Here is a 15,744-nt window from a genome sequence, read left to right as displayed (position 1 = left end):
AATCAATCCATGAACCAACCGGTTCCGGTCCGGCGCTAAGGTGTCGCCCATGGGCGAGGGTGGGGGAGAGGGCGGCCGGGAGCTGGACTTCTGGTCGTTCGTCGATCTCGCGGGCGGACGGCTCGCGGAGGAGTTCGGGTTCCCGCACCGGCTCGCCACACGGCTGCTGCTGACGCTCAACCGCGCGTCCGCGATCGTCACCTACGACCTGGAGTCCACGGTGCACCGGCCGCGCGGGCATTCGTGGGCGGCGTTCCGGCTGCTGTTCGTGACCTGGATCGCGGGGCCGCTGGAGCCGGGCCGGGCCGCCACGCTGGCCGGGATGAGCAGGGCCGCGGTGTCCAATCTCGCCAAGACGCTGGTCGCGGACGGGATGATGGTCCGCACCAAGGGCGAGCGGGACGGCCGCTCGGTGATCCTGTCGCTGACCGAGCGCGGCGGGCAGGCCATGCTGGAGATCTTCGCGGGCCAGAACGAGCGCGAGCGGCAGTGGGCGAGCGTGCTGACCGAGACCGAGCAGGACATCCTCATCATGCTGCTGGACAAGCTTATCGCGGGCCGCGTCCAGTTCGACGTCCGCGAGCGCAGCTAGGAACTGCCCGCGGCGCCACTTCCCTGAGTCGGCGAACCCCCGTAAGGTTCGGCCAAAAGTAATACATACGTTAATCAGTTCGGGAGGCGAGCGCATGGCCCACTACCGCCGGGCCGGCGACGTGCCGCCGAAGCGTCACACCCAGCACAGGGACGGCGCGGAGCGGCTGTACTTCGAGGAGCTGATGGGCGAGGAGGGCTTCTCCTCCGATTCGTCCCTGCTCTACCACCGCGAGATCCCGTCCGCGATCGTCGACTCCCGGCCCTGGGAGCAGCCGGACGCGGCGACGACGCCGAACCATCCGCTGAAGCCCCGCCATCTCAGGCTGCACGAGCTGTTCCCGAAGGAGACCTGGGAGGGGACGGACGCGGTCACCGGCCGGCGGCTGGTGCTCGGGAACGCCGACGTCCGCCTCTCCTACGTCGTCACCTCCGGCGACTCGCCGCTGTACCGGAACGCGACCGGCGACGAGATCGTCTACGTCGAGTCGGGGTCCGCGACCGTCGAGACGGTGTTCGGGGCGCTGGAGGCGAAGGAGGGCGACTACGTCGTCGTCCCGGCGTCCACGACCCACCGCTGGCTCCCCACCGGCGACCAGCCGCTGCGCGCGTACGTCATCGAGGCCACCGGCCACGTCGCGCCGCCGAAGCGGTACCTGTCGCGTTTCGGGCAGTTCCTGGAGAACGCTCCCTACTGCGAGCGCGATCTGCACGGCCCCGGGAACCCCCTCCAGCTGGAGGGAACGGACGTGGACGTGCTGGTCAAGCACCGGGCCCCCGGCGGCGTGACCGGGACGCGGCTCACCTACGCGCGGCACCCGTTCGACGTGGTCGGCTGGGACGGCTGCCTGTACCCGTACACCTTCAGCGTGCACGACTTCGAGCCGATCACCGGGCGCGTCCATCAGCCGCCACCGGTTCACCAGGTGTTCGAAGGGCACAACTTCGTCGTGTGCAATTTCGTCCCGCGCAAGGTGGACTACCACCCGCTGTCCATCCCCGTGCCGTACTACCACTCCAACGTGGACTCCGACGAGGTCATGTTCTACTGCGGCGGCGACTACGAGGCGCGCAAGGGATCGGGCATCGGGCAGGGGTCGGTCTCGCTCCATCCGGGCGGGCTCGCGCACGGCCCGCAGCCCGGCGCGTACGAGCGCAGCATCGGCGCCGGGTCCTTCGACGAGCTGGCCGTCATGGTCGACACCTTCCGCCCGCTGGAGCTGGGCGAAGGCGGTCTGGCCTGCGAGGATCCTGGCTACGCCTGGACGTGGGCGAGGCGGTCGTGACCGGTTTCCCCGCCCTGTTCGCCGGCCTGTGCGACGACGCCGCCGTGTTCCCGCCCGGGCTCGCGCCGCTCGCCGCCGCCGTCCCGGCGCACCACCGGCACCGCCGCGCCGTCTACGGCCCCCTCGTCGGCCCGTTCGTGCTGCCCGCGACCGCGCTGGACGCCCTCGGGCCGCTGCTGACCGAGAAGATGGACCTGGCGGTGACGGCCCCCGGCGGCCCCGTCCAGGTCGCCGACGCCCTCATCGCCGTCTCCGGGCTGCCGGTCGACCTGCGCTGGCTGGAGGTCGCCGTGCCCGCCGGGATGTCCCCGGGCGACTTCTTCCGGGCCCTCGACCGCGCCCGCGCGGGCCGCGAGGACGTCCCGGTCTACGTCGAGGTCCCGCGGGACGGGCGGCATCGCGCGATCATCACGATGCTCGCCGCGACCGGCCACCGGGCGAAGTTCCGCACCGGCGGCGTCACGGCCGACCTCCATCCGACCGTGGCGGAGCTCGCCGCGGCGATCAAGACGGCGGTGGTCGCGGGCGTCCCGTTCAAGGCGACCGCCGGGCTCCACAACCCCGTCCGGCACACCGCCCGCGAGACGGGCTTCGACCAGCACGGATACCTCAACCTCATCCTGGCCACCGAGGCGGCGCTGGACGGCCGCCCGGCCGGTGACCTGGCCGGCATCCTGGACCACCGCGACGCCCTGTTCGTCGCCGCGTGCGTCTCGGAGATCGCCGACAGGGCGGAGGAGATCCGCACGGCGTTCCTGTCCTTCGGGACGTGCAGCATCAGCGAGCCGCTGGGCGACCTGGTGGGGCTGGGGCTGCTCTCGCACGAGTTCTTCGAGGAAGGCGCATAACCCGCATGACCCGCATATCGATCCCCGAGGGCTCGCCCTTCGGACTGTCCAACCTGCCCTACGGCGTGTTCTCCACCCCGGGCACCGCGCCGCGCGTGGGCGTCCGCGTCGCCGACTCCGTCGTGGACCTGGCCGCGGCGCTCGGCGACGACGTCTTCGCACGTCCGAGCCTGAACGCCTTCATGGCGCAGGGCCACGGGCGCTGGGTGGAGGTCCGCGAGCGCTTGCTCGGCCTGCTCGCCGGGGACGTGCCGGAGCCCGCCGTCCACCCGGCCGGGGCGGTCCGGACGCACCTGCCGGTCGAGGTCGGCGACTACGTCGACTTCTACGCCTCCGAGCACCACGCGTCCAACGTCGGCCGCCTGTTCCGCCCGGACTCCGCGCCGCTGATGCCGAACTGGAAGCACCTGCCCGTCGGCTACCACGGCCGCGCCGGGACGGTCGTCGTGTCCGGGACGGACATCGTGCGCCCGAGCGGGCAGCGCAAGGCGCCGTCCGAGGCCGCCCCGTCCTACGGCCCGAGCCGCCGCCTGGACATCGAGGCGGAGGTCGGTTTCATCGTCGGCACCGGTTCTCCGCTGGGCAGCCCCGTGAGCGTCGACGACTTCGCCGAACGGGTCTTCGGTGTCGTCCTGGTGAACGACTGGTCCGCACGCGACATCCAGGCGTGGGAGTACGTTCCGCTTGGTCCGTTCCTAGGGAAGAGCTTCGCGACGTCCATCTCCCCTTGGGTCGTCCCATTGCTCGCCTTGGAGGACGCCCGTGTCGCGACTCCGCCTCAGGATCCCGAGCCGCTTCCCTACCTTCGGGAGAAGAACCCGTGGGCCTTGGACCTCGACATGGTGGTGGAGTGGAACGGCCAGGTCGTGTCCCGTCCGCCGTATCGGGACATGTACTGGTCGCCCGCGCAGATGCTCGCGCACATGACGGTGAACGGCGCGTCCACCCGCACCGGGGACCTGTTCGCCTCCGGGACGGTCTCGGGGCCCGCCAAGGACCAGCGGGGCGCGTTCCTTGAGCTGACCTGGGGTGGCAAGGAGCCGGTCGAGGTCAACGGGGAGACCCGCACCTTCCTTGAGGACGGTGATGAGGTGACCGTCTCCGCGACCGCCCCCGGCCCGTCCGGCACCCGGATCGGCTTCGGCGAGGTCCGCGGCCGCGTCCTCCCCGCCGTCTGACCGCCGCTGTCTGACCGCCATCCGCGGCCGGGCGGCGGCGTGCTACGCCGCAGCGGTGAGCAGCACGACCGAGACTCCGGCACCCGCGAGGCCCGCGGCCTGCGCCGCCGACAGCCGCTCGCGCAGCGCGGTCACGCCGAGCAGGACGGGCACGACGGGGTACAGCGACGACAGGACGACCGCGATGACGACGATCTGCTCGCGGACGGCGAGGAGGTAGCAGACCAGCGCCGCCGCCGCGAGGCCCCCGTTCGCCGCCGACCAGCCGAGGGCCGCGGCGGACGGGAGGCGGCGGCCCGGTGCCCCCATCATCGGCGCGATCACCAGCACCGCCGCGACACGGCCCGCCGCGACCGGCCAGATGCCCGCTCCGTCCCCGGCCTGGGCGAGCGCCAGATACTGGACCCCGATCCCGGCGCCCGCCACCAGCCCGTTGAGGACGGCCGCGCGCGTCCTGCCCTGCTCGTCCGAACCTGACCGGGACACCAGCCACAGTGCGGGCAGCACCACCGCGATCCCGGCCCAGGCGGGCGCCGAGGGCCGGTCGCCCAGCAGCACGACACCGGCGACGACGGGGAGCGCGACACCGCCGACCGCGCTGACCGGGACGACCACGCTCATGTCACCGCGGCTGATCCCCCGGTAGAGGAAGACCATCGCCAGGCCGGTCCCGGCCCCCGACACCGCGCCCCACCCGAGGTCGGACGCGTCCACGCCCGTCGCGGGCAGCAGCGGCGCGGCGGCCACCGCGCACACCAGCCCGCCCGCCTGCCCGGCCAGCGCGACGGCCGCGAAGTCCGCGCGCCGCGACAGCAGCCCGCCCGCGACGTCGCAGACGCCGTAGGCCAGCGCCGACGCCAGGGCCAGCAGCACGCCGGTCACGCGGTCCCCGCGTCGCGTGCCGCCTGGCCCACCGGGCACACCGCGCCCTCGGTGCAGCGTCGCCGGTCGCAGAGGCGGCACAGCGTCTCCGCGTCGCCGATCTCCGCGTACAGGCGGGTCAGGAGCTTGGCCAGCAGCGCGGTGAGGGCCGCGCGCTCGTCGTCGTCGAGCACGGCCAGCACGTCGGCCAGCGGGGCGCCGCGCGCCGCCAGCATGTCCCGCACAGCGCTCTCACCGGCCGGTGTCAGCCGGACGTGCACGGTGCGGCCCTCACCACGCCGCCGGCGTGCGAGGCCCGCGTCCTCCAGCCCGTCCACCATCCGCGCCGCGGCGGACTGGGTCAGCCGGACCCGGCGTCCCAGCTCGGTGACGCCGAGATCCGGCGCGTCCGCCAGGACGACCAGCGCCGCCGCCCCGCTCGCGCTCACCCGCCCGGCCTCGGTGGCCCCGGCGAGGACCAGGTCGGTGACCGCCAGCGAGGCGGCTCCCAGCAGGTTCGCGAGGCGTTCATGCATGACTCATGCATAACATGATCGGGCACCCCGCGTCCAACCCGCACGGGACGGCGGGGCAGGAAACGGCGGCGGTCAGGACCGGGACGGCGACATGGGTCCTCCTCGACGGTTGGCGATGCCAACCCAGGACCCGGCGCGCGGGTGTGCCTGGCGGCACCTTGCGTCGCGGGGGACGCGCGTCCGGGCTACGGGTCCCGGCGGGGCGGGGAGCAGTCGGGGCCGTCGCGCCACAGCCGGTCGGCGGAGCCGGAGGCGAGGTGGTCGGCGTACAGCGCGACCTTGCCCCTGATGACGTCCAGTGCCTCCTGGAGGTCGGCCATCTGCCGCTGCACCTTCGCCTCGTGGCGGCTCAGGATCTCGAACCGGTCGGCCTCGTTCCCGGGACCCTGCCGGACGAGGTCGGCGTATCTGCGGATGTCGGGCAGCGACATCCCCGAGGAGCGCAGCTTCGTGCAGACCTTCAGCCAGCCGACCTCCTGCTGGGTGAACACGCGCCGCCCCGCGGAACTGCGCCGCACGGGCGTCACGAACAGCCCCTCCTGCTCGTAGAACCGCAGCGTGTGCGCGGAAAGGCCGGTCAGCGCGCTGACCTCGCCGATGCTCAGCGTCTCGGGGGCGGTGGTCATGGTGCCCAGTATAGGAACTTGACTTCGAGTCGACTCGAACTCCTACCGTCGGCGGCGACACACCGAGGGAAGGAAGCACTGTGGCCAGAACATGGTTCGTCACCGGCACCTCGTCGGGTTTCGGCCGGTTGCTCACCGAGCGGCTGCTCGTGCGGGGCGACCGGGTCGCCGCGACGCTGCGCAGGCCGGAGGCGCTGGACGACCTGCGCGCCGTCCACGGCGACCGTCTCTGGACGGCGCGGCTCGACGTCACCGACACCGGCGAGGTCCGGCGCGTCGTGGACGAGGCGTTCGCGGCGCTCGGCGCGATCGACGTCGTCGTCAACAACGCCGGGTACGGGGTCTTCGCGTCGGTCGAGGAAGCCTCGGACGAGCAGGTCCGGCAAGTGATCGACACCAACCTGCTCGGGTCGGTCCACGTCATCCGCGCCGCGCTCCCCCACCTCCGCGCGCAGGGACACGGCCGCATCCTGCAGGTGTCCAGCGCGGGGGGACAGACGACCTATCCGAACTTCGCCTACTACCACGCCTCCAAATGGGGCATCGAGGGCTTCTGCGAGACCGTCGCCCGCGAGATCGCGCCCTTGGGCATCGGCCTGACCATCGTCGAGCCCGGCGCGACGCCGACCGGGTTCGGTGACGCGCTCGCCACCGCCCCGGTCATGCCGGAGTACGACCGGGGCCCGGCGGGCGACACCCGCCGGGCCGTCGAGGACGGGACGTTCCCGCTGGTCAACGACCCGGAGAAGATCGTCCAGGCGATGATCGACCTCGTCGGACGGCGGGACGTCCCGCTGCGGCTGCCGCTCGGATCCGACGCGTACCGCGACGTCCGGGCGTCCCTGGCCGCGCGCCTCGCGGAGCACGACGCGCACCGTGAGATCGCGCTGTCGGTCGTCCACGACGACCACGCCCCGGCGGAGTAGCCCCCGCTTCAGGGCGCGGTGCCTCAGGACGCGCTGCGGAGCCACTCCTCGAACGTGGGACCGGCGAGCACGGCGTCCGGCCCCGCCAGCAGCACACCGGCCCTGACCGCGTCGCCGTCCGGGTCGTCCGGATTCTCCACACCCTCGACCCGCACCGGGTCGCCGCGCCGGGCGGCGAGGCGGGCGGTCATGTCGGCGAGCTCCTCCTCGCGGGGCCCGGCGATGTCCACGATCGGCGGCGCACCGGGCGCCCACTCCGGTTCGGTGGCGAGACGGGCGAGCTCCTGGACCACCGCCTCGGCGGCCACCGGCTGGATGCGCATCCGCGGGACATGGCTCACGTCGCCTTGCCTGCCCCACTCCAGGTTCTGCGCGGCGAACTCGTGGAACTGCGCGGCCCTGAGCACGCGCACCTGGAGCGGGCCGGCCAGCGCGGCCCGCTCCTGCGCGGCCTTGGCCGCCATGTACCCGGCGGTGAACCTGTCGACGGCCAGGATGGACAGCACCACCATGCGCCGCACACCCGCCCGCTCACCTGCCTCGTTCAGGTTCCGCGCCACGGACGTGAAGAACTCCGTCGCGGCGCCCTGCTCGATGCTCCCCGAGTTGGTCACGTCGATGACGCAATCGACGCCCTTGAGCGCCGCGTCCAGGCCGCCCCCGGTGGCCGCGTCGACGCCGCTGGACCGCGACATCGCGACCACGTCATGTCCCCCGCCTTCGAGCACCTCGACGAGACGGCGGCCGATCATCCCCGTCGCTCCGGCTACTGCGATCCTCATGTCCGGTCTCCTTCCCTCACCAGGGAGACGACACAGGTCCGGGACGTGTGACCGGCAATCTTTCACCTGCCGGGCGCGGGGGGCGGCGGTCAGTTCGTGATGGGGTCCAGCGAAAGGATCACGGCGTCCCAGGGGCAGAACCAGCCGCCGTGGCCCCAGTCCGGGCCGTCCACCCAGGACGGCCTGCCGTCACAGCCCTCGGGTGCGGCGTCGGTGAAGGAGAAGACGTCCGGGTCGATCGACCAGTTGTACGGCGCGTTGACGTCGACCACGCCCCAGAGGAATTTCCCGTTGGGGGTCAATGAGCCGGGATTGTCGCTGTCGAGGAGGGCACGGGCGTCGTCGATGTCCTTCTGATCGGTCAGCCGGACCTTGTAGTGCTCCCCGCTCACCTCGAACTCCGCGACGTACTGGGTGGCCTCCCGCGCCGGGCCGGTGTCCGCGTCGGCGGCGACGGCGGACCCGATCAGACCGGCGGCGACGGCGCCCGCCATGATGAACGTCCTCACACGCATGCGTCCTCCTAGAACGGGCGGAGGAGCGGGCAACGTCCGCCCCCGCGCCATGGATCGACTGATCGTGCGTCCCCGACGCTAGGAGCGGCGGACGCGTCGAACGACCCAGGCCACGCGCCCTTCCAGGTACAGCAGCCTGTACCGAGGGTGCAGGTCAGACGGTGGGGTGGCGGCGTGGGGCGGCGTCGTGGTCGCCGATGGGCGGCAGACCCACCTCGGCGCGGCGGGCGTCCAGGCCGTCCGGGTCCTCGATCGGCCGCGGGCCGAATCCGGCGGCGGTCAGGCCGTACTGGGTGCCGTACCGCTGCGGGCGGCCGGCGTTGACCCGGACGCGGTCCTCCAGGTAGGCGAGGTCCTTGCGGTCGGCGTCGCCGCGTCCGGCCGCTTCGCGCATGGCGAGGAGGAAACGGCGCTGCGTGCGCCGCCGCCGGTCGGCGTGCTGGGCGAGCAGCCAGGCCGCGTGGGCCGCCGCCGGCCCGACCAGCGCGATCCCCGGCCATCCGGTCCGCCGGACGACGCGGTCGAGCCAGGCGGTGTTCCTGTCGTCGACCCAGAGGAAGCGCAACGCCGTGAGCGGGGACAGGGACGTCGGCGGCGTCGAGGTGCGCACTCTCTGATCTCGGGCGGCCCGGCGCATCAGCTCCGCCCGCAGCACCTCTGCCCGCGGCGTCGCGTCCATCGCCCCACTATCGCCACTCAGCCCGCGCCGGGCCAGGGGCCGCCGGTTCTTCCGCTTGGGCCTCGGCGGGCCGGGCCGGTTCGGGATGGCCGGTCATCCAGCGCAGCAGGCGGAAGGCGCGCTCGCTGACGGTGCGCGGCGCGAAAACCGCGGTGACCAGGACGGTGAGCATGAGGGCGAGTTCGGCACTGGCGAGGACGACCGCCAGATCCGGATTGATGAACGCGATTCCCGTGGGGATCGCCAGGATGGTCGCGGCCAGGCCGAAGGAGACCCCTCGGCCGGACGCGGCGGGCTTGACGTCGGCGGGCGTGGTCATCATCGCCGTCCCGAGGTGTTCGTGGCGCCGGGGAAGTGGCAGCGGAGGGTCGCGATCCAGGCCCAGGCGATCGCCGCCGGGGCGTGCAGGAGGTAGTCGCGGAGCAGCCGGGGATGCTCGCCGCGGTCGTAGTCGTACCGGGCCTCGGCGAAGTCGTCGCGCCACCGCCGTCCGTAAGCGGAGGGCATGAGCGTCGCGGCGGTCCGGATGGGCCAGGGATCGTCCATGGTGTCGGCGAGGTCCGTCGCGGCGGCCGTCGGCCTCGCGCGGGTGAGCGTCGAACCGAGGAAACCCGCCAGCACCTGGACCAGGACGGCGGCGACCAGGACGGCCGCGCCGAGCATGCCGATGACGACACCGAACACGAGGCCCATGGAGGCGCCCAGGAGGGCCAGCAGCACGAGGTTGCCGAGATAGGTGTCGTCGAGGGTGTCGGCGAGGTCCCTCCTCAGCAGGAAGGTGGAGAGCGCGATGTAGCCGCCGCACTGGGCCACGGCGATGGTGAGGGCGCCGCTGGCGCGCTCGAAGAGCGATGCCATCCGGACGCGGAAGCGTTCGACGAAGGCGCCGAACGTCAGCACGATCGCACTGATCGCGCTTCCCGCTGCCGCGCCGGTGATGCCGCACACGGCGATGATCGTGAACTGCTCCGCGACGGTACCGGTGTCCTCTCCGCCGAGGTCGGCGGCGTCGAGGGCGGTGCCGACGACCGCGCCCAGCGGGGTGCCGATGAGGCTGAGTAAGGCCACGACGCCGAGGCTGTGGACGACGAACTTGAGGGAGGCTCCGAGTTCGAGCCGGTCGGAGAGGATCATCAGGAGGCCGCACCGCCCTCGGTCAGGCCGCGCAGGGCGGAGCCGAGGGGACGGCGGGCACCGGCCAGGGCGGCGCTGGCCTGCGCGGCGCCGTTGGCGGTGAGCCGGTAGTACCGGCGTGCGGGGCGCTTCTCCGCGCGCGGGTCGATGTCCTCCTTGTGGGAGGTGACCCAGCCCTCGGTCTCCAGCCGCAGCAGGATCGGATGCGTGGTGCCGGGCATCAGCCCGGTCAGCTGGGAGAGCTCACGTCCGTAGAGCTCGCGGGCGGGATCGCGCAGCAGTGCCTGGAGCACCAGCTGCGTCTGCAAGGTCATCCGTAGAGCCACGCTAGAACTCTAACAAGGGTAGGGCCGTTCGTCCATATCAGATCTCTAACTAGGTAAGCTGCTTTGTCGATCTTGCTTTGGGGACGCGGTGTGGAACGTTCGCAAGCCGCCACATGTCCGCGGAGCTGTCAGGTATGCCCGGTTGACCGCCCTGACGGCCCCAGGTGCGCTCCGGCGACATAGCCCAGGCAGCCGCCGCGGTGCCGCCCTCGTTCAGAGCGGCGCAGCTTGGTCGTTCGCGTTGACCACGCCGTCAACCGTCCCCCTCATGACGACGAAGGGCGGAAGCAGCGGATCGATGAAACGGTACCTGAATCGCCCCGGTGGTCCCTTCTTGATGAGGATCCCGCCACGCTGCCCCTCTGTGGACGAGAAGGCGTTGAGGTGGCTCGCGAAAGAGGAGATGTCGTAACGGATGCCCGTCATCTCTTGCAGCTGCTCACGGACGTCCGCGGCGCCGAAGGTGCCGAGCTCGTCCTTCGAGGCCACTGCGCAGGCCAGCAGGACCTGTTTGTGCAGAGTCTCCCGCTTGCTGTAGGTGGAGTTGTGGTAGCGCTCGCGAACCGTCTGCGAGACGTCCTTAAGGGCGGCAGCGACGCCTGACTCATAGTCGGCGACGGTCACCACGTCGCGTGCGTCGTCGACCGCGCACAGGCCGGCATGCTGACTGATGAGATGCGTGTAGTGAGGTAGGCCCTGGCTCAGCCGCACCACCCTCTGGACGAAGTCGTCCTCGACCGACAGACTCGCCGTTTTCATTCCTTGTCGTACGATGTGCTCAAGTTCATCATTTCCCATACGCGGCATGGGAACCTGAACGATGGCGCGCTGAATCGAGGCATGTTCTTTGATCAATTCTCCGACCGTGTCCCCCACGCCGAGGAGAAGCAACGTCACATTGATGCCATGGTCGGAGAGGATCTTGATCGTGTCCGCGAAGAGTGTTTGGAATCTGGCGTCTTCCGGCCTGTCGAACTCATCGATGAGGATGACCGTGCGGTCGACCTCGCTCACCATTTCCAGTAGGCGGCGAACCTGATTGGGGGACGGGTTCGTGTCGCCGAGTAAGGCGGCTAACGGCTTGGTGAACGTCTGGGTTCTGCCGGTGGGTTGAAAGCCGGTCTTCGGCTGTGACTCGGACAGCGGGAAACCGGAAAGTATCTCTCGCCAGATCGTTGCGTAGGTATCCGTGCTGGAACACGTGAAATCGACGGTCCACGCGGTCGTCTCCAGGATCATCTTCATGACCCGGGCGAGGGACGTCTTGCCCACTCCGCGCTCGCCATAGATGATCGCATGTTGCCCTGGCTGGTTGATCACTTCGATCAGCGTGCGCATCTGTTCGATGCGGCCTGCGAAAAGGGCTCGGTCGGTAATCGGCCGGGCAGGGCTGAAGGCTCCCCTGACCAGGGCTCGCCTCTGTGGGAGCTCATCGGCGGTGGTCACGTGTCCAGCTTGCCAGGTGGACGACTACAACACAAGCATTGTACAATGCTCATGTTGTAGTAGGAGGCCAGCGGTGACATGGAAGATCGTCTTGGTGGACGAGGTGCGTGACTGGCTCCATGGGCTGCGGGGGAGCGACCGGGACACCCTGCTGTCCATCTCGGCCGCGATCGACGTCCTCCAGTTGCGGGGCCCGGCTCTCGGCCGTCCACTGGTCGACACACTGCGCGGTTCAACGTTGCCGAACTTGAAGGAGCTCAGGCCGGGTTCCCTGGGCAGCTCTGAAGTACGGATACTTTTTGCGTTCGATCCGGTGCGAGACGCGATCCTTTTAGTCGGGGGAGACAAGTCCAGTGACTGGAACGGCTGGTACAAGGAAGCAATCCCTATTGCCGAGAAGCGCTACGCGGCCCATCTAGAGGAGCTCGCCGAAGGTCGAGGTCAGGAGAAAGGGAAGAGCTGATGGGTGTCGAGTGGGAGGATCTACGCGACGAGCTTCTCGTCGGCCCCGACGACAAGGCGGAGGTCGCTCGCCGCAGGAACAGGCTCCTCGCTGAGGAGCGTGCACATCGACTCGCCGAGGCGAGAAGGCGTCGGCAGCTCACCCAGAAGGACATCGCGGCCTCGATGGGAGTCACCCAATCGCGGGTCAGCGCCATTGAGCGCGGCAGCCTCGGTCGGGCCGAGCTGGGCACACTGGCTGCCTATGTTGCGGCTCTCGGGGGACGTCTGGAGATCGTCGCCGACTTCGGAGACGAGAAACTCGTCATCGGCGACAGCGATTATCCCGAATCAGGACCCTGACCGCAGTCGCCCACATCCACCTTGGCGGCGCGTTCATGAGCCGGACGCAGAGCACGGGGCCGGGGTCGGGGTCGGCGGGGTGGTGGTCAGTGTGGGGGGCCGTGGAGCCAGTTGTTGGATGCGTCCAGGGTCCACTGCTCGCACGGCTGGGTTGGGAACGTCACCTGCTGGAAGGTCGTGACGGTGTCGAGCGCGACCATGGTGCGGGCCGGGTCCTGGCCTGCGTGGATGTAGTAGGCGGGGTCCAGATCGAACGTGTGCAGCAGGTCGGGTCCGCTGTCGGTGACGATCGCCGGCGTCGGCTCGGGCGTCTCGTCCTGCTCGCCGCCCACGATGGCCAGGCCCACGGAGGGCCCGTCCTCGAGTGTCCACGGCGGGATCAGCCCGGTCGTGTCGAGGTAGATCCTCGGGGGGCGGATCGGGTGCGCCTTCTCCGGCCGGGTGAATGTGTAGTCGTCGTTCGGGTGGTCGAGGAGCGCGCTGTTGAGGATGGTGTCGTCGTACCTGACGGGGAACGGTTCACCTTCGTTCCGCCACGGCCGGTCCTCCTGGCAGCCGTGACGGGCGAAGCCGAGGGAGAAGTCGAGCGTCCAGGTGAAGGTGACCTGGTTGCCTTCATTGAGCGGACAGGCGAGCCAGACCAGCGGATAGACGTTGGAGGCGTCGCGCTGGCCGCTCTTCACGGGCATGACGGCGAAGACGGCGAAGGTGAGGGAGGGCTGCGGGGAGCGGTTGTACAGGGTGAGGGCGTACGTGTCTCCCAAGACCGCTCTCCTGGAACGGGTGACAGGCCCTCGCGTGCGGACGAATGGGGAACCGTCGCCGGTGAACGGGGTGCCGGGCGAGAGTGGAAGCCCTCGCCCGGCGTTAGCGGAATCAGGTGAGTGCGGGCTTCTTGTTACGCACCCAGTTGTTGTCCTTGGTCAGGGTCCACTCCTGAGAGAACTCCCCGGGCTGGAACTCGATCTCGGCCTTCTTGGTCCGCGTCGTGAGGTCGACCATGACTCCCTGCTCGGCGGTCCCGGCGTCGATGTAGTAGGTCGGGTGCAGGTCGAAGGTGTGCGCCAGGTTGGGGCCGCTGGCTCCCGCGATCGCCGGTACGAAAGATTGCTCCACGTCCTGCACGCCACCGATGATGGCCAGTCCCACACTGGGCCCCGTGTCCGGGGAGTAGTTCGGAACGTTCCCAGCCGTGTCGATGTAGACCTCGCCGGGCTTGATCGAATGCTTCCCAGGCTCCAGTTCGAACGTGTAGTCGCCCTGCGAATAGCCGAGTTCCGCCGCGTTTTCGGCGGAGTTGTCGTCGACGTCCTGGTAAGCGGACTCCGTCCACTGGACGTCCGATTGGATGCCTTGAGTGGCGAACATGACCTGATAGTTGAGGGACCACTCGAAGGTGACGCTGTTGCCCGAGTTCAGAGTCTTCGTGAGCCAGGCAATGGGAAGTTGCGTGCTCGACTCCGAGATCGGATTGACGGTGTAGACCGCGAACGTCCACTGAGGGTCCGTTGACTGGTTGTGCAGGGTCAGAGTGTAGATGTCGCTCATGACCTTCCTTCCTGTCGGATCCGTTCGGGTGGAGACTCCCCGAGGCCGGGTCCGGCCCTGGGGCATCTGTGCACGCACGACTCCGGTCGCATCGCGCTACGCACCCGTTCGCGAGTTCGCCTACCCTCCGTCATAGATCGTCACACATTGTGAGCATCGCGCAAGAGGGACAGGGCCTTGGTGAGGGCGGGGTCCCGTCCGGCCGAGAGGTCTTCGGCGGTACGGGGGACGTGGTGGTCGGGGGCGACACCGATGCCGTTGATGATCTCCCGGTTCGGGCCGAGGCTGTACCTCGGAGGCAGGAGCAGATGGCTGCCGTCGTCGAGTTCGTGGGGACGGGTCGGGCCGGAGACCATGCCGGCGGTGCGGGCGCCGATCAGGGGTCCGACGTGCAGATCCTTCACCGCGGCGGAGAAGGCGTCGCAGGCCGAGGCGCAGGCGCCGTCCGTGAGCACCGCGAGGGGCAGGTTGAGCAAGGGGACGCCGTCGTCGGTGCGCTGGGCGGCGCAGACGTCGTCCGCGTCACAGTCGTGGCTCCAGACCTTGCCGTGGGTGAACGCGCTGAGCAGCCGGACGGCCTCGGTGGGGGAGCCGCCGCCGGTTCCGCGCAGGTCGAGGACGACTCCGCGCAGCTTGCGGTCCTTGCGGAGCGCGGCGATGGCGGCCAGCACCTGGTCGGCGGTTCCGGGCCGCGCGAAACTCTCCGGCTTGACCACAGCGACGTCGCCTTTCAGCAACGTCGAGGTGACGGCCTTGGTCGTGGGCGTGAAGCGTCGCGGTCTCAGCGTGGTCGTCCAGGTGCGTCCGCTCGCGGGGCGGCGCAGTCTCAGCCGGACGGGGGCATCGCCGTCCTGCGGGTTGAGCAGGTCCATCACGGCGGTGGTCAGGGAGCCATTCACGAACGGAGGAGCGCCGTTGACCAATTCGATGACGTCGCCGGGCCGCAGCCTCCGGCCGGCGGCCGGGCCCCCGGTCACGGCGCTGATGAACAACGGAGGCAGTGCCTTCTGCGGGGCGCGCCACGTGATGCTGTACGCGGGCGAGGTGGTGATTCCCAGCCCGAACGCCTCGCCACCGGAGGGGGGCTGCTGTTTTCCCAGCCAGCGGGAGTGGTTGTCGTGCAGGCTGGCCACGATTCCGGTGATGGCGGCACCGGCCACCGCCTGTTTCAGTGCCAGGTCGTCGGGCAGTGAGGCGGCCACCCGCCGGTACACGGAGGCGAAGGCGTCCCAGTCGGCGGCGCGGTCTCCGGACAGTGGCGGCAGGGTCGCGTCGGCGCGGTCGAGCCCACGCCGGTTGAGCTCTTCGGTGAGCCCGGCGAACGCGGCGGCCAGAAGCGTCCGGTGGTCCAGCTTCTTGCGGCCGTAGAACTCGGTGAGGACGCAGTCGTACGCCTGCCCGATCGTGCTGAGCCCCGTCATCGCCCCGCTGGCCGGTGTGGTGTTCGCGCCGCATGCCGGTGGTGCGGCGGCCGTCTTCGCCGAGGACGCGGCAGCGCTCGCGGTGCTCATCACCAACACGCCGCCGCACGCCAGCACCGCCGCTTGGAGACGTCGGCCTAATGGCGGGAAGGACTTCATCTTGTGGTCTCCTCTGGCACCGGGGAGTCGAGCGGACAGTGCCAGAGGATGCCGGACCGAGTGTTTCCTTCATGTTTG

At 70.2% G+C, this 15,744-nt stretch carries 20 protein-coding genes; 7 read left to right on the top strand and 13 right to left on the bottom strand.

Features of this window, described 5'->3' with window-relative positions; all coding sequences use genetic code 11:
• The first annotated feature begins 49 nt into the window (after positions 1 to 49).
• From AGRA3207_RS18870 to fahA, 4 genes are all read left to right on the top strand, one after another.
• The gene (locus tag AGRA3207_RS18870) at positions 50 to 592 is read left to right on the top strand and encodes a MarR family winged helix-turn-helix transcriptional regulator (protein WP_231336041.1); all 543 of its coding nucleotides are present in this window, start codon (positions 50 to 52) and stop codon (positions 590 to 592) included.
• A 94-nt stretch (positions 593 to 686) separates the two neighbouring features.
• Entirely contained in the window at positions 687 to 1,877 is a 1,191-nt protein-coding gene (locus tag AGRA3207_RS18865) for a homogentisate 1,2-dioxygenase (RefSeq protein WP_231336040.1), read from the top strand.
• Positions 1,874 to 2,725 (top strand): hypothetical protein, encoded by an 852-nt coding sequence (locus AGRA3207_RS18860; protein ID WP_231336039.1) that lies wholly within the window; start codon positions 1,874 to 1,876, stop codon positions 2,723 to 2,725. Before AGRA3207_RS18865 ends, AGRA3207_RS18860 begins: the two co-directional genes overlap by 4 nt.
• A gap of 5 nt (positions 2,726 to 2,730) precedes the next feature.
• Positions 2,731 to 3,903 carry a fumarylacetoacetase gene (gene fahA / locus AGRA3207_RS18855; RefSeq protein ID WP_231336038.1) on the top strand — a complete coding sequence of 391 codons (1,173 nt, stop codon included), beginning with the start codon at positions 2,731 to 2,733 and terminating at the stop codon, positions 3,901 to 3,903.
• Between the two features lie 42 nt (positions 3,904 to 3,945).
• Here the strand turns inward: fahA and AGRA3207_RS18850 are convergent, their stop codons facing one another.
• The 3 genes from AGRA3207_RS18850 to AGRA3207_RS18840 all read right to left on the bottom strand — a co-directional run bounded on the left by AGRA3207_RS18850 (position 3,946) and on the right by AGRA3207_RS18840 (position 5,926).
• Positions 3,946 to 4,785, bottom strand: a complete 840-nt coding sequence (locus AGRA3207_RS18850) for an EamA family transporter (RefSeq protein ID WP_231336037.1) — start codon at positions 4,783 to 4,785, stop codon at positions 3,946 to 3,948.
• On the bottom strand, positions 4,782 to 5,300 hold the full coding sequence (locus AGRA3207_RS18845; protein WP_231336036.1) for a MarR family transcriptional regulator: 519 nt from the start codon (positions 5,298 to 5,300) through the stop codon (positions 4,782 to 4,784). Before AGRA3207_RS18845 ends, AGRA3207_RS18850 begins: the two co-directional genes overlap by 4 nt.
• 185 nt (positions 5,301 to 5,485) lie before the next feature.
• Entirely contained in the window at positions 5,486 to 5,926 is a 441-nt protein-coding gene (locus tag AGRA3207_RS18840) for a MerR family transcriptional regulator (RefSeq protein ID WP_231336035.1), read from the bottom strand.
• Positions 5,927 to 6,006: 80 nt separating this feature from the next.
• Between AGRA3207_RS18840 and AGRA3207_RS18835 the strand changes: the two genes are divergently transcribed.
• Complete coding sequence (locus AGRA3207_RS18835) at positions 6,007 to 6,852, top strand: SDR family oxidoreductase (protein ID WP_231336034.1); 846 nt, start codon at positions 6,007 to 6,009, stop codon at positions 6,850 to 6,852.
• Between the two features lie 23 nt (positions 6,853 to 6,875).
• Here the strand turns inward: AGRA3207_RS18835 and AGRA3207_RS18830 are convergent, their stop codons facing one another.
• From AGRA3207_RS18830 to AGRA3207_RS18800, 7 genes are all read right to left on the bottom strand, one after another.
• Positions 6,876 to 7,634: an SDR family oxidoreductase gene (locus AGRA3207_RS18830; protein ID WP_231336033.1), complete on the bottom strand. Its 759-nt coding sequence runs from the start codon at positions 7,632 to 7,634 to the stop codon at positions 6,876 to 6,878.
• 89 nt (positions 7,635 to 7,723) lie between these two features.
• Positions 7,724 to 8,149 carry a BP74-related protein gene (locus tag AGRA3207_RS18825; protein WP_231336032.1) on the bottom strand — a complete coding sequence of 142 codons (426 nt, stop codon included), beginning with the start codon at positions 8,147 to 8,149 and terminating at the stop codon, positions 7,724 to 7,726.
• Between the two features lie 154 nt (positions 8,150 to 8,303).
• Positions 8,304 to 8,828 carry a DUF6624 domain-containing protein gene (locus AGRA3207_RS18820; protein ID WP_231336031.1) on the bottom strand — a complete coding sequence of 175 codons (525 nt, stop codon included), beginning with the start codon at positions 8,826 to 8,828 and terminating at the stop codon, positions 8,304 to 8,306.
• Between the two features lie 7 nt (positions 8,829 to 8,835).
• A complete protein-coding gene (locus tag AGRA3207_RS18815) occupies positions 8,836 to 9,147 on the bottom strand; it encodes a hypothetical protein (RefSeq protein ID WP_231336030.1) in 312 nt (103 codons plus the stop codon).
• The gene (locus AGRA3207_RS18810) at positions 9,147 to 9,962 is read right to left on the bottom strand and encodes a hypothetical protein (protein ID WP_231336029.1); all 816 of its coding nucleotides are present in this window, start codon (positions 9,960 to 9,962) and stop codon (positions 9,147 to 9,149) included. Before AGRA3207_RS18810 ends, AGRA3207_RS18815 begins: the two co-directional genes overlap by 1 nt.
• Positions 9,962 to 10,288: a PadR family transcriptional regulator gene (locus AGRA3207_RS18805; RefSeq protein WP_231336028.1), complete on the bottom strand. Its 327-nt coding sequence runs from the start codon at positions 10,286 to 10,288 to the stop codon at positions 9,962 to 9,964. Before AGRA3207_RS18805 ends, AGRA3207_RS18810 begins: the two co-directional genes overlap by 1 nt.
• A 213-nt stretch (positions 10,289 to 10,501) precedes the next feature.
• A complete protein-coding gene (locus AGRA3207_RS18800; protein WP_231336027.1) occupies positions 10,502 to 11,734 on the bottom strand; it encodes an nSTAND1 domain-containing NTPase in 1,233 nt (410 codons plus the stop codon).
• Positions 11,735 to 11,807: 73 nt separating this feature from the next.
• Here AGRA3207_RS18800 and AGRA3207_RS18795 point away from each other — a divergent pair, with 73 nt between their 5' ends.
• Together AGRA3207_RS18795 and AGRA3207_RS18790 are read left to right on the top strand one after the other, a co-directional pair.
• The gene (locus AGRA3207_RS18795) at positions 11,808 to 12,197 is read left to right on the top strand and encodes a type II toxin-antitoxin system RelE/ParE family toxin (RefSeq protein WP_231336026.1); all 390 of its coding nucleotides are present in this window, start codon (positions 11,808 to 11,810) and stop codon (positions 12,195 to 12,197) included.
• Complete coding sequence (locus AGRA3207_RS18790) at positions 12,197 to 12,538, top strand: XRE family transcriptional regulator (RefSeq protein WP_231336025.1); 342 nt, start codon at positions 12,197 to 12,199, stop codon at positions 12,536 to 12,538. The genes AGRA3207_RS18795 and AGRA3207_RS18790 overlap by 1 nt, the downstream gene beginning before the upstream one ends.
• Before the next feature lie 86 nt (positions 12,539 to 12,624).
• On the opposite strand, the gene AGRA3207_RS18785 is transcribed toward AGRA3207_RS18790, so the two are convergent.
• The 3 genes from AGRA3207_RS18785 to AGRA3207_RS18775 all read right to left on the bottom strand — a co-directional run bounded on the left by AGRA3207_RS18785 (position 12,625) and on the right by AGRA3207_RS18775 (position 15,597).
• The gene (locus tag AGRA3207_RS18785; protein WP_231336024.1) at positions 12,625 to 13,302 is read right to left on the bottom strand and encodes a hypothetical protein; all 678 of its coding nucleotides are present in this window, start codon (positions 13,300 to 13,302) and stop codon (positions 12,625 to 12,627) included.
• A gap of 112 nt (positions 13,303 to 13,414) precedes the next feature.
• Positions 13,415 to 14,086 carry a hypothetical protein gene (locus tag AGRA3207_RS18780; protein WP_231336023.1) on the bottom strand — a complete coding sequence of 224 codons (672 nt, stop codon included), beginning with the start codon at positions 14,084 to 14,086 and terminating at the stop codon, positions 13,415 to 13,417.
• 140 nt (positions 14,087 to 14,226) lie between these two features.
• Positions 14,227 to 15,597 carry a S41 family peptidase gene (locus tag AGRA3207_RS18775; RefSeq protein WP_231336022.1) on the bottom strand — a complete coding sequence of 457 codons (1,371 nt, stop codon included), beginning with the start codon at positions 15,595 to 15,597 and terminating at the stop codon, positions 14,227 to 14,229.
• Positions 15,598 to 15,744 lie beyond the last annotated feature (147 nt).

The sequence above is a fragment of the Actinomadura graeca genome (genome assembly GCF_019175365.1).
GTDB lineage: Bacteria > Actinomycetota > Actinomycetes > Streptosporangiales > Streptosporangiaceae > Spirillospora > Spirillospora graeca.
Note: the sequence above shows the minus strand (reverse complement) of the source record. Positions and strands in the feature narration are given on the sequence as shown.

Bases quoted from the DNA above. Each gene is read 5' to 3' on its own strand.
- AGRA3207_RS18870 (WP_231336041.1), top strand. From the start codon at position 50: ATGGGCGAGGGTGGGGGAGAGGGCGGCCGGGAGCTGGACTTCTGGTCG.
- AGRA3207_RS18865 (WP_231336040.1), top strand. From the start codon at position 687: ATGGCCCACTACCGCCGGGCCGGCGACGTGCCGCCGAAGCGTCACACC.
- fahA (WP_231336038.1), top strand. From the start codon at position 2,731: ATGACCCGCATATCGATCCCCGAGGGCTCGCCCTTCGGACTGTCCAAC.
- AGRA3207_RS18845 (WP_231336036.1), bottom strand. From the start codon at position 5,300: ATGCATGAACGCCTCGCGAACCTGCTGGGAGCCGCCTCGCTGGCGGTC.
- AGRA3207_RS18840 (WP_231336035.1), bottom strand. From the start codon at position 5,926: ATGACCACCGCCCCCGAGACGCTGAGCATCGGCGAGGTCAGCGCGCTG.
- AGRA3207_RS18830 (WP_231336033.1), bottom strand. From the start codon at position 7,634: ATGAGGATCGCAGTAGCCGGAGCGACGGGGATGATCGGCCGCCGTCTC.
- AGRA3207_RS18825 (WP_231336032.1), bottom strand. From the start codon at position 8,149: ATGCGTGTGAGGACGTTCATCATGGCGGGCGCCGTCGCCGCCGGTCTG.
- AGRA3207_RS18820 (WP_231336031.1), bottom strand. From the start codon at position 8,828: ATGGACGCGACGCCGCGGGCAGAGGTGCTGCGGGCGGAGCTGATGCGC.
- AGRA3207_RS18815 (WP_231336030.1), bottom strand. From the start codon at position 9,147: ATGACCACGCCCGCCGACGTCAAGCCCGCCGCGTCCGGCCGAGGGGTC.
- AGRA3207_RS18810 (WP_231336029.1), bottom strand. From the start codon at position 9,962: ATGATCCTCTCCGACCGGCTCGAACTCGGAGCCTCCCTCAAGTTCGTC.
- AGRA3207_RS18790 (WP_231336025.1), top strand. From the start codon at position 12,197: ATGGGTGTCGAGTGGGAGGATCTACGCGACGAGCTTCTCGTCGGCCCC.
- AGRA3207_RS18780 (WP_231336023.1), bottom strand. From the start codon at position 14,086: ATGAGCGACATCTACACTCTGACCCTGCACAACCAGTCAACGGACCCT.
- AGRA3207_RS18775 (WP_231336022.1), bottom strand. From the start codon at position 15,597: ATGAGCACCGCGAGCGCTGCCGCGTCCTCGGCGAAGACGGCCGCCGCA.